10 protein-coding genes are annotated in these 11,534 nt (G+C 69.8%); 4 read left to right on the top strand and 6 right to left on the bottom strand.

The genetic code is table 11. The features are described from left to right. The first annotated feature begins 169 nt into the window (after positions 1 to 169). Both AB0M73_RS48850 and AB0M73_RS48845 read left to right on the top strand, forming a co-directional pair. Positions 170 to 427: a hypothetical protein gene (locus tag AB0M73_RS48850; RefSeq protein WP_043719905.1), complete on the top strand. Its 258-nt coding sequence runs from the start codon at positions 170 to 172 to the stop codon at positions 425 to 427. Between the two features lie 10 nt (positions 428 to 437). Continuing rightward, a complete protein-coding gene (locus tag AB0M73_RS48845; RefSeq protein ID WP_363906907.1) occupies positions 438 to 974 on the top strand; it encodes a 2'-5' RNA ligase family protein in 537 nt (178 codons plus the stop codon). A 94-nt stretch (positions 975 to 1,068) separates the two neighbouring features. Here AB0M73_RS48845 and AB0M73_RS48840 read toward each other — a convergent pair whose 3' ends face one another. Continuing rightward, positions 1,069 to 1,827 (bottom strand): alpha/beta hydrolase, encoded by a 759-nt coding sequence (locus AB0M73_RS48840; RefSeq protein ID WP_363906905.1) that lies wholly within the window; start codon positions 1,825 to 1,827, stop codon positions 1,069 to 1,071. A gap of 33 nt (positions 1,828 to 1,860) precedes the next feature. Here AB0M73_RS48840 and AB0M73_RS48835 point away from each other — a divergent pair, with 33 nt between their 5' ends. Beyond that, on the top strand, positions 1,861 to 3,270 hold the full coding sequence (locus AB0M73_RS48835; protein ID WP_363906903.1) for a M1 family metallopeptidase: 1,410 nt from the start codon (positions 1,861 to 1,863) through the stop codon (positions 3,268 to 3,270). Here AB0M73_RS48835 and AB0M73_RS48830 read toward each other — a convergent pair. From AB0M73_RS48830 to AB0M73_RS48810, 5 genes are all read right to left on the bottom strand, one after another. Continuing rightward, complete coding sequence (locus AB0M73_RS48830) at positions 3,260 to 4,390, bottom strand: hypothetical protein (protein ID WP_363906901.1); 1,131 nt, start codon at positions 4,388 to 4,390, stop codon at positions 3,260 to 3,262. The genes AB0M73_RS48835 and AB0M73_RS48830 overlap by 11 nt on opposite strands. A gap of 40 nt (positions 4,391 to 4,430) precedes the next feature. Next, positions 4,431 to 5,513, bottom strand: a complete 1,083-nt coding sequence (locus tag AB0M73_RS48825; protein ID WP_363906899.1) for a hypothetical protein — start codon at positions 5,511 to 5,513, stop codon at positions 4,431 to 4,433. 31 nt (positions 5,514 to 5,544) lie between these two features. Further along, a complete protein-coding gene (locus AB0M73_RS48820) occupies positions 5,545 to 6,555 on the bottom strand; it encodes an endonuclease/exonuclease/phosphatase family protein (RefSeq protein ID WP_363906898.1) in 1,011 nt (336 codons plus the stop codon). Between the two features lie 99 nt (positions 6,556 to 6,654). Further along, a complete protein-coding gene (locus AB0M73_RS48815; protein ID WP_043719918.1) occupies positions 6,655 to 9,201 on the bottom strand; it encodes an ATP-dependent Clp protease ATP-binding subunit in 2,547 nt (848 codons plus the stop codon). A gap of 261 nt (positions 9,202 to 9,462) precedes the next feature. Then, positions 9,463 to 9,846 (bottom strand): MarR family transcriptional regulator, encoded by a 384-nt coding sequence (locus tag AB0M73_RS48810; protein ID WP_043719919.1) that lies wholly within the window; start codon positions 9,844 to 9,846, stop codon positions 9,463 to 9,465. Positions 9,847 to 9,999: 153 nt separating this feature from the next. On the opposite strand from AB0M73_RS48810, the gene AB0M73_RS48805 reads away from it, so the two are divergent. Then, positions 10,000 to 11,388, top strand: a complete 1,389-nt coding sequence (locus AB0M73_RS48805; protein WP_363906909.1) for an MFS transporter — start codon at positions 10,000 to 10,002, stop codon at positions 11,386 to 11,388. The last annotated feature ends 146 nt before the right edge of the window (positions 11,389 to 11,534 follow it).

The following is an 11,534-nucleotide window of genomic DNA, read 5'->3' as shown; positions in this document are numbered from 1 at the left end:
TGACGTTGGGATGGGACAGCCCGGCCGAACGCGTGACACGACTGCTCACCAGCACCGGCTAGCAGCAGTGTTGCAACGACCGCTAGAAACCGCCGTTGGGTTGGGGGCTGTCCCGGTAGCGGTTGGCGCTCCGGTTGCCGGGTTCGATGCGACCCCTCACCCTGTCGCCATGGCGACCTGCGATGTCTGCGGCAACGACTACTGGATGGCGTTCGAGATCCGGACGGTGAGCGGCGAGAGCCACTGGTTCGACTCGTTCGAGTGCGCGATGGAGAAGCTGGCGCCGAGGTGCGAGCGGTGCAACTGCCGGATCGTGGGCCATGGCGTCGAGGTGGACGGCCGGTTCTACTGCTGCGCACACTGCGCGCGGACGGTGGCCGAGCTGGGCAACCAGATCCGTGACGCCGTGGGGGTTCGCCCCAGCTGAGCAGTGTTGGATGGACTCCATGGCACAGGCCCTGGAGTTCTTCTTCGACGGCGAGGCCGACACAGGAGTTCGAGGGCTGTGGCAGCGGCTGGAGCGGGCCGGCGTGCCGAGCCTGGCCACCCGCAGCCACCGCCGGCACCGGCCGCACGTCACCTTCGCCCTGGGCGGCGCCTTCACCCGGCAGACCCGAGCGGACCTCACCGTCGAGCTGAACCTGCTGGCGCTGCCCAGCATCTGGCTGTACACCCTGGGCACCTTCCCCACCACGGAGAACAACCTCGTGCTCACCGCGGTGGTCGACAACGAACTGCTGGCGGTCCACTCCGCGGTGCACGACGTGCTGGCGAAGAAGGTCAAGAACCCCTCGGCCTACTACCTGCCGGGCTCATGGGTGCCGCACTGCGCCCTGGCTCAGGAGATCGACACCGCGACCCTGGCCGCCGGCATCGCGGCGCTGCACCCGGTCGAGCCCATCCGCGCCAAGGTCGACGAGGTCGGCATCACCGACACCGTCACGGGCGAGGTCGACGTGCTGTTCGTGAGGTAACCACAGCTTCATGCAGGGAAGGACGCCTTACCCGCGTTGAGCGAGGGTAAGGCGTCCTTCCCTGCATGCGGTGCCGCCGGAGGAGGCGGGTGGCTCAGCCGTCGAGCAGGCCCGACAGGAAGGCCTCCACGGCGCCGCGGTAGACGTCAGGAGCGCTGAGCTGGACGAGGTGGCCGGCGCCTTCGACCAGGATGTGGCGGCCATCGGGAACGCGGGCGGCCATGGCCGCTTGCTGCCCGGCCGGCATGAAGGTGTGCTCGGCCTCGATGACGAGCAGCGGAGCCTGGACGCGAGAGACGAAGGGCCAGTAGTCGCGGCGGCCCCATTCGGCGGCGATGGAGTAGAGGTCGTCGAGATCGGCGATGAGGTGGTAGCCGTCGGCCCGCTCCTCGAAGCACTCGACGAAGTAGTCGCCGACGGGGCCGAAGAACGACCGGACGTGGGCCAGGGACTGGAACGGCGTGGGCCAACTGGAGAACTCGGCCCGCCAAGAGTCGACGGTGCGGCCGCGCTGGTCGGGGGCGAAGTCCTCGACTACGACGCCGCGGACCAAATTCGGCTCCAGAGCAGCGAGGACGAGGGCGTGTAGGCCGCCCATGGAGTGGCCGATGACGGCGGCGGGTCCCAGGTCGAGATCACGGATCACGGCAGCGGCGTCGGAAGCGAAGTCCTCGGTGCGCCAAACGCCGCCGCGATGCGTATTACGACCGTGTCCCCGCGCATCGAGTCCGACCACCCGCCCGTAGCGGACCAGCCACTGCGCCGCCGGCCACCAGGTGGTTGCCCGGCCCATCAGCCCGTGCAGCAGCACAATGCCGGGGCCGGAGCCACCGAACTCGACGACATCGAACACGGAGCACTCATACCACCTGGTACACACATCGGCATGCGGGTTCGAAAAATGGCGGCGATGCTGGCGATCGCTGCGTTGTGCGCGGCCTGCACCCCGACGATGAAGGCGGCGGGCAACGGCGTCGAGGGCACGGCCGGGGCCAGGACGGCGGGCGACCCGTACTACCCGACCAGCGGCAACGGCGGCTACAACGCGTCGAACTACGTCGTGGCCATCACGTACGACCCGAAGTCGCACCACCTGGACGGCGACACCACGATCACGGCCAAGGCCAAGCAGCCGCTCAGCGAGTTCAGCCTCGACCTGGTCGGCCTCGACGTCCGCACGGTGACGGTGGACGGCCAGGCCGCGGAGACCGAGCGGGCCGCCGACAAGCTGGTGGTCAGGCCGGCGGAGGCCATCTCCGAGGGCAACACCTTCACGGTCGAGGTGCAGTACGGCGGCGAGCCGAACCCGGTGAAGTCGAAGAAGCTGGGCTCGGAGGGCTGGCAGATCTCCAGCACCGGCGGCGCGTTCGCGGCGGGCGAGCCGCACTCGGCGGCCACCTGGTACCCGGTCAACGACACCCCGACCGACAAGGCGTCCTTCCACCTGGCGGCCAGGGTCCCGGACGGCTGGAGCGTGATCTCCAACGGCGTGCCCGGCCGCAACGAGTCCGGCGGCGGCTGGACCACCTACCGCTGGGACGAGCTGGATCCGATCGCCTCATACCTGACCACGGTGGCCATCGACCACTGGACGATGGCCACCGGCAAGCTGGCCGACGGCACGCCGGTGGTGTCGGCGTTCGCCCCGGGCACGGACGACAAGAAGCCCCTTGAGGCCCGGCTGCCGGAGATCCTGGATTTCCTGTCGTCCACGTTCGGCAAGTACCCGCAGGATGCGGCCGGCGGCATCTTCCTCGCCGACAAGATCAGTTTCTCGCTGGAGACGCAGACCCGGCCCATCTACGCCAAGTGGACCGACCTGAGCACGATCGTGCACGAGAACGCCCACCAGTGGTGGGGCGACTCGGTGTCGGTGCAGCAGTGGAAGGACGTCTGCCTCAACGAGTGCCTGGCCAGCTACGCGCAATGGCTGTGGTCGGAGGCCAAGGAGGGCGCGAACCTGGACGACACGTACCGCAAGGCGGTGCAGAAGGGCCCGCAGATCTTCGCCGGCAAGCTCTACGACATGGGCGTCGGCAACGAGTTCGGCGCGGTCTACAGCAAGGGCCCGATGGCCCTGCACGCCCTGCGCCGCACCATCGGCGACGACGCCTTCTTCCAGGTCCTCAAGACCTGGCCGGCGTTGCACCGGGACGGCAACGCCACCTGGCCCCAGTTCGAGTCGTACGTGCAGCTGATCAGCGGCAAGGACCTGAAGGGCTTCTTCGACGCCTGGTTCCGCGGCACCACTCAGCCCGCCGACCAGTACCTCTGGCCGGGCACCCTCAAGCCCTGACCCACACGTCCTTCACCCCCACCGCGATCACCCGCCCGTCGGCCAGCGTGGTCACGGCCTGCGGCGCGTCGTCGCAGCCGAGGTCGCCGCGCTGCCACGAGCCGCCGGTGCTCGTCGTCCACACCACGCCGCACCTGCCGCTGGCACCGACCAGCACGATGTCCTCGTCCTTGCCGCCGGTGGCGTCGAGGATCATGCCGCTGCCCAGCGCGGCGGTGTCGGCCTTGGTCCAGGCCACGCCGTCCGGGCTGTTGGCCAGGAACGGCCGGTTCTCGTCGCTGCCGACGATCAGCCAACCGTGCTCGGTGCGCAGCACCTTGGTGATGCTTGTGGTGCCAGGGACGCCCGGGATCTCGTGCTGCTGCCAGCTCTGGCCGCCGTCGGTGGAGCGCCAAGTGGTGAGCCGTCCGCCGCCGGCGGCGGACGCTGACGCGACGATCGTGTTGTCGCTGGAGGCCATCGGGCCGACGTAGTTGCCCTCGGCCTGGGGCAGGTCGACCGGGGCCAGGGTGTGGCCGCCATCGGTCGAGGTCCACATCAACGCGGCGCTGTGGCCACCGACCGTCTGCCCGCCGCCGATCACCAGCCGATCGCCGGACTGCACCACGGAGTTGGCTCGGCCGCTGTCGCCGGTCTCGTCGGAAGGCTTGTGCCAGGGCAGGTGCAGGTCGGCCAGCGTGGTCACGCTGCCGTCCGGCGCGAGGCGCTGCACGGAGCTGTCCACGCCGATGACCGACCCGTCGTTCAGGGCCACCGCGCCGTGCGCGGCCAGGCCCGAACCGTCCCAGCCACCCTGGCTGGGCAGCCGATCGCCGGCCGTGGGCGGCTTGTTCACGGGCAGCGAGAACCGGGTGCAGTCGGTGTCGCCGAGCCAGTTCGCGCCGACGTCGCGGTAGCCGTTCTCGAACACGCCGACTCCGACGGCGCACTGGTCGACCGTCAGCAGGTGCTGGATGCCCGCGCCGGGCCGGGCGTAGCCGCCGTCCGTGGTCGGCGCGGACACGGCGTTGTCGTGCCGGACAAAACCGAGCGCCGGGTCCGACGGTCCGGCCGGCGCGGGACGGCCGCAGCCGGCCAGGGCCAGCGCGAGCAGCACGACAACGGTGAGCTTCCCCCTCATGCCGACAGCATGGCAGGACCCGACTGGAGATCGACGCGAATCAGGCCCGGACCCACACCGAGGACGCACCGACGATGATCACCCGACCGTCGGCCAGGGTGGTGGTCGCCTTGGCCACGTCGTCACAGCCGAGGTCGACGCGGTGCATCGAGCCGACCGGTCCCACCCAGGCCGCGCTGCAGCCGGACTTGCTGTCGCTGGTCGGCGCGCTGCCGATGATCACCACGTCGTCCGACTTCGTCACGGTGGCGTCGACGACCTGGCCCGCGTCGAGCTTCGACGTGTCGACCACCTGCCAGGCGGCGCCGTCCGAGCTGCTGGCCAGAAACGGCCGCCCGGCCGGGTTGTGCTCGTCCTCGCCGGTGCCGACGATCAGCCAGCCGTGCGCGGTCCGCAGCAGGTTGGTGATGATCGGGCCGGCCGGGCCGGTGTTGATCTCGGCCAGCTGCCAGGTCCGGCCGCCGTCGGCCGAGCGCCAACTGCCGAGCGGGCCGTCCTTGGCCAACTGCTCGATCGCCACGACCGTGTCGCCGTTGGCCGCCATCGGGCCGACGATGCCGTTGACCTGGGGAAGCTGCACCGGGGTCACGGACTTGCCGCCGTCGTCGGACGTCCACATGAGCGGAGTCGACTTGTCCTCGCCCAGCTGCCCGCCACCGATCACCAGCCGATCCCCGGACCGCACGATCGCGTTGATCCGATCGGGCCGCGGGGTCAGGTCGGCCAACGTGGTGACGGTTCCCTCCGGGCTCAAGCGTCGGAGCGCGTTGGTGCCGCCGACCACCGACCCGTCGGCCATGGCCACGGCCGCGGTCGCGGTCAGACCACCGCTCGGCGCGGGCACCTTGAACGACGTGCAGTCGGTGCCGCCGGTCCAGTGGGCGCCGGCCGTGCCGTTGCCCGTGTCGTAGACGCCGATCCCGATGGCGCACTGCCCGAGCGGCACCAGAATGCTGATGCCGTCATAGGCCGACGGCTTGCCCTCGGCGTTGCCGACCTGCACCGCGTGCGCGTGCAGGACGAAGTCGCCCGGCTTGGCGGCCGGCGTGGTGGACTGATCGGTGCCGCTGCAGCCGGCCAAGGCCAGCGCGAGCAGCACAACAAGAGAAACCCTCCCCCTCATGGGCGATAGCTTGGCACGGCCCGGGCCAAGATCAACGGTTTATCGTCACGACGAACTGGGTCAGCACGGCCTTGTGGTCGCCGCCGGGCACGGCGAAGGTGGCGAAGGAGTCGACGGGGCAGCGCTTGTCGACCAGGACGTGGTCGATGGGCAGCAGGGGCGGCAGGCTGCCGTCGGTGGGCCAGGTGGGCTGCAGGCCCTGGCCGACCTGGGATGCGGCGTCGGTGTAGCCGCTGACCAGGGCGGATCGCAGCCCGGCGTGGTCGACGGTGGCGTTGAAGTCGCCGGCCAGGACCATCGGCGGGGTGCCGTCGACGGGGTCGGGCAGGGCGTCGAGCTCCCGTTTCCACGTGTCGGTGGTGTTGTCGTCGGTCGGCGGCCGCACGTGCACGGACTCGATCTGGACGGTCCGCTGCTGCGGCAGCGACACCCGGGCGCTGACCTGGGGAAACGTGGTCGGCGGGTCGATGGTGACGGATTGCAGCGGGTACCGGGAGGCGAGGCCGGAGCCGGTGGGGCCGTCACCGGGGGCGAACAGCTGGGACGGCAGCTCGGCGGAGAGGCCGGCGGCGTTGAGGGCGGTCGCCGACGACGGGGTGAGCTCCTGGAACGCCACGACGTCGACGTGCTGGTCCCGGATCAGGGCGACGACGCTGGCGGCATTGGCCCGGCCCTGGGCCAGGTCCACGCTGAGCACCCGCACGGTGGGCCCGGCGCCGAGCGACCGGGGTGCGGTGAAGGACCGAGGAGCGATGGCGGCGACCAGACAGGCGGTGAAGGCCAGCGCCACCGCGGCGACGGCCCAGCGCCGGAACAGCATGGAGAACACCACCAGCAGCGCCCCGCCGCCGGCCGCGAACGGGGTGCCGGCCAGCAGCACCACCATGACGTGGTCGCCGTCGATGCCGAGCAACCGCAGCGCGACCATGGCGATCACAGCCGCGGTGAGCAGGCAGAGCAGGAAGGTCAGCGGCGCACCGCCGACCCGGCGCCGACCTTCGTCCAGGTAGGCGGGCGCCCGGCGGGGTGCACGGGTTCGCACGCTGCTGGCCACACCATCCATTGAACACGACAAAGGGCGGTTCCCCGGCGAACCCGGGAAACCGCCCTTTGTCTTCAGCCTTGACTCAGCAGCGCTGCGTCACTCGCCGTCGAACTCCTGCACGGCGTCGCCACCGTGGGCGGCCAGGCCGACCGGCGGGGCGTCCGGGATCCGCAGCGGACGGGTCTCGCCGCGGAACACGAAGTGCGCCTTGTCGTCGGAGCCGGTGCCGTCCCAGCCCTCCACGTCGCAGAGGATGATCTGGCCGGGCTGCAGCTCCCCGAACAAGATCTTCTCCGACAGCTGGTCCTCGATCTCGCGCTGGATCGTGCGACGCAGCGGCCGCGCGCCCAGCACCGGGTCGAAGCCGCGCTTGGCCAGCAGAGCCTTGGCCAGCGGGGTCAGCTCCAGCGACATGTCCTTGTTCTTCAGCTGGGCCTCGACGCGCGTGGCCATCAGGTCGACCATCTTGATGATCTCGTCCTGGGTCAGCTGGTGGAACACGATGATGTCGTCGATGCGGTTGAGGAACTCCGGGCGGAAATGCTTCTTCAGCTCGTCGTTGACCTTGATCTTCATCCGCTCGTAGTTCGAGCCCTCGACACCACCGCCGGAGAAGCCCAGCCCGACGGCCTTGGAGATGTCCTGCGTGCCCAGGTTGGAGGTGAAGATGATCACGGTGTTCTTGAAGTCCACCGTGCGGCCCTGACCGTCGGTCAGGCGGCCGTCCTCCAGCACCTGGAGCAGCGTGTTGTACACCTCCTGGTGCGCCTTCTCGATCTCGTCGAACAGCACCACCGAGAACGGCTTCCGGCGCACCTTCTCGGTGAGCTGGCCGCCCTCCTCGTAGCCCACGTAGCCGGGAGGCGCACCGAACAGTCGGGACGCGGTGTACCGGTCGTGGAACTCGCCCATGTCGATCTGGATGAGCGCGTCGTCGTCGCCGAACAGGAAGTTGGCCAGCGCCTTGGACAGCTCGGTCTTACCGACACCGGACGGGCCGGCGAAGATGAACGAGCCCGAGGGGCGCTTGGGGTCCTTCAGACCGGCGCGCGTCCGGCGGATCGCCTTGGAGACGGCCTTGACGGCCTCCTCCTGGCCGATGATCCGCTTGTGGACCTCGTCCTCCATGCGGAGCAGACGGGTGGTCTCCTCCTCGGTGAGCTTGAAGACGGGGATGCCGGTCCAGTTGGCCAGCACCTCCGCGATCTGCTCGTCGTCGACCTCGGCGACGACGTCGAGGTCGCCGTCCTTCCACTGCTTCTCGCGCTCGGCCTTCTGGGCGAGCAGCTGCTTCTCCTGGTCACGCAGCTTCGCGGCCCGCTCGAAGTCCTGCGCGTCGATCGCGGACTCCTTGTCCCGGCGCACGTCGGCGATCTTCTCGTCGAACTCGCGCAGGTCCGGCGGCGCGGTCATGCGGCGGATGCGCATCCGGGCGCCGGCCTCGTCGATCAGGTCGATCGCCTTGTCCGGCAGGAACCGGTCGTTGATGTACCGGTCGGCCAGCGTGGCCGCGGCCACCAGCGCCGAGTCGGTGATCGAGACGCGGTGGTGCGCCTCGTACCGGTCGCGCAGACCCTTGAGGATCTCGATGGTCTGCTCCAGCGTCGGCTCGCCGACCTGGATCGGCTGGAACCGGCGCTCCAGGGCCGGGTCCTTCTCGACGTACTTGCGGTACTCGTCGAGGGTGGTCGCGCCGATGGTCTGGAGCTCGCCGCGGGCCAGCATCGGCTTGAGGATGCTGGCGGCGTCGATCGCACCCTCGGCGGCGCCGGCGCCGACCAGGGTGTGGATCTCGTCGATGAACAGGATGATGTCGCCGCGGGTGCGGATCTCCTTGAGCACCTTCTTGAGGCGCTCCTCGAAGTCACCGCGGTAGCGGGAACCGGCGACCAGCGAGCCCAGGTCGAGGGTGTAGAGCTGCTTGTCCTTGAGCGTCTCGGGCACTTCGCCCTTGACGATCATCTGGGCAAGGCCCTCGACGACGGCGGTCTTGCCGACGCCCGGCTCGCCGATGAGCACCGGGTTGTTCTTGGTCCGGCGCGAGAGCACCTGCATGACCCGCTCGATCTCCTTGGCCCGGCCGATGACCGGGTCCACCTTGCCCTCGCGGGCAAGCGCGGTGAGATTGCGGCCGAACTGGTCCAGCACGAGCGAGGAGGACGGAGTGCCCTCGCCGCGGCCGCCGGCCTCGGCCGGCTCCTTGCCCTGGTAGCCGGACAGCAGCTGAAGCACCTGCTGGCGGACGCGGTTGAGATCCGCGCCCAGCTTGACCAGGACCTGGGCGGCCACGCCCTCGCCCTCGCGGATCAGTCCGAGCAGGATGTGCTCGGTGCCGATGTAGTTGTGGCCCAGCTGCAGCGCTTCGCGCAGCGACAGCTCGAGCACCTTCTTGGCCCGGGGCGTGAACGGGATGTGCCCGCTCGGCGCCTGCTGACCCTGACCGATGATCTCTTCCACCTGCTGGCGAACGCCCTCGAGGGCGATGCCCAGCGACTCCAGCGCCTTGGCGGCGACACCCTCACCCTCGTGGATCAGACCCAGGAGGATGTGCTCGGTGCCGATGTAGTTGTGGTTGAGCATCCTGGCCTCTTCTTGAGCCAGGACGACCACCCGCCTCGCGCGGTCGGTGAACCTCTCGAACATATGCACTCCCTGACAGCTGCGTCGGCGGTCCTCCACCCACCCATGACCTCGCCGGTGGGGTCAGCACCTGGGGTCCACTGTAGTAGGCGGACCCGTTGCTCTCAGTGCCGCTCGCAGCCGCAGACCCCGCGAGCGCCCTGACGCATGGCACAACGTGGGTTCTGACAGGCAGATTCCCATTGTCCGCTTACCGCGAACAAGCCACCATCAGCTGACATTCACTGTGAGCGGGGTCACCAAAAGGGTGAAATTCGGACAGGCTCAGCTCAGTTTGGCGGCCAGCACCGAGCGATGCGTGGGGGCCGCGGCGGCATGCCGGGCGCGACCGTTCTCCGTCAACTCGACGTAGATGCCGCGGCGGTCGTCGGCGCACAGGGCTCGGGTGACCAGACCGTCGGCCTCAAGGCGGGCGACGACCCGGGACAGGGCGCTCTGGCTGAGCTGGACGCTCTTGCCGAGTTCCTGCATGCGCACGGACGGCTTGTCGCAGCAGCTCTCGGCGAGCTGGTCGAGCACCTCGAACTCGCTGGCCCCCAGGCCGTGCCCCTCGCGCAGCTCGCGATCGAGCGTGCACCACGTGGCGTGGTAGCGCCCAAGCAGGTCGCGCCAGGTGCTGACGAGCTCGTTCTCGGTCACGTCCCGCATCTTAGTCCCCACCGTCATAAAATTCCAACGCATTAAATCCCCTTGCATTAGATGCAGCTGCATGTAGTGTTGCTCGACGTGACCACACCCGCAACACCCGTCCTGTCCGCCCAGCCCGGCGTGCGCTGGCCCGCCAGCCTGTGGGCGGCGCTGATGCTGCTGTGCGGCGTGCTCTTCCTGGACGGCCTCGACGTCTCCATGGTCGGCGTCGCGCTGCCCTCGATCGGCTCCGAGCTGCACATGTCCACCTCGTCGCTGCAGTGGGTGATCAGCGGCTACGTGCTCGGCTACGGCGGCTTCCTGCTGCTGGGCGGGCGCACCGCCGACCTGCTCGGCCGCCGCCGCGTGCTGCTGATCGCGCTGGGCGTGTTCGCCGGCGCCTCGCTGCTCGGCGGCCTCGTCGACGACCCGACGCTGCTGATCGCCGCCCGCTTCATCAAGGGCGCCGCCGCCGCGTTCACCGCCCCGGCCGGCCTGTCGATCATCACCACCACGTTCCCCGAGGGCCCCGCCCGCAACCGGGCCCTGTCCATCTACACGGCGTTCGGGGCCAGCGGCTTCTCCTCCGGCCTGATCCTCGGCGGCCTGATGACCGAGGTCGGCTGGCGCTGGACCTTCCTGATGCCGGCCCCCATCGCCGTGCTGGTGCTGCTGCTGGGCATCAAGCTCATCCCCAACCACGGCCGTCCCGACGGCCCGCGCCAGGGCTACGACGTGCTGGGCGCCGCGACCAGCACGCTCGCGCTGCTGCTGCTCGTCTACACGGTCGTGTCGGCCTCCGAGATCGGCTGGGCCTCGCCGCTCACGCTCGGCTCGTTCGCGGTGGTGATCGCCCTGGTGGTCGCCTTCGTGGTGATCGAGAGCCGGGTCGCGCACCCGCTGCTGCGCCTGGGCATCCTGCGGAACAAGAACGTGCTGGCGGCCGACCTGACCGCGATGGCCGTGTTCGGCTCCTACGCCGGCTTCCAGTTCATCGGCACCATCTACATGCAGTCGCTGCTGCACTGGTCGCCGCTGAGCATGGCGCTCGCGTTCCTGCCGGCCGGCCTGATCGTCGCCTTCGGCGGGCCCCGCACCGGCGCCCTGGTCAACCGCTTCGGCAACGGCCGGGTCATCGCGGTCGGGCTGGCCGCCTTCGTGGTGGCGTACGGGCTGTTCCTGCAGATCGACGCCAACCCGAACTACGCGATCGCCATCCTGCCCAGCATGATCCTGCTCGGCCTCGGCTTCGCGCTGTCCTTCCCGGCGCTGAACATGCAGGCGACCACCGGCGTCTCCGACGACGAGCAGGGCCTGGCCGCCGGCCTCGTGCAGACGTCCTTCCAGGTCGGCGGGGCCATCGCGCTGGCCGTGGTGACCGCGGTGCTCAACGCCGCCACGCCGCGGACCACCGCCGAGGTCATCGCCAGCTACCACCCGGCCCTGGCCGTGGTGACCGGCGTGGCCCTGCTCGGCCTGATCGCCACCGTGTCGATCAGCGGCCTGCGCAAGCCCAAGGCCGAGGTCGAGGTCGCTCCGCAGCCCGAGCTCGCCCAGGTCTGATCCCCCGGCTCGCCGGATTCTGTGGGGGAGTCGGCGAGCCACCCACGTGCGCTTCCCATGTGGCATCTGATGCCACATGGGAAGCGCATGTGGCGTCTCAGGCGCGGTGGCGGGGGCCGGTGGGCCCGAACAGGGGTGTGCCGGCG

It is taken from the genome of Kutzneria sp. NPDC051319 (assembly GCF_040682195.1).
Lineage (GTDB): Bacteria > Actinomycetota > Actinomycetes > Mycobacteriales > Pseudonocardiaceae > Kutzneria.
The sequence above is the reverse complement of the archived record's forward strand: the minus strand, read 5'-3'. Positions and strand labels throughout refer to the sequence as shown.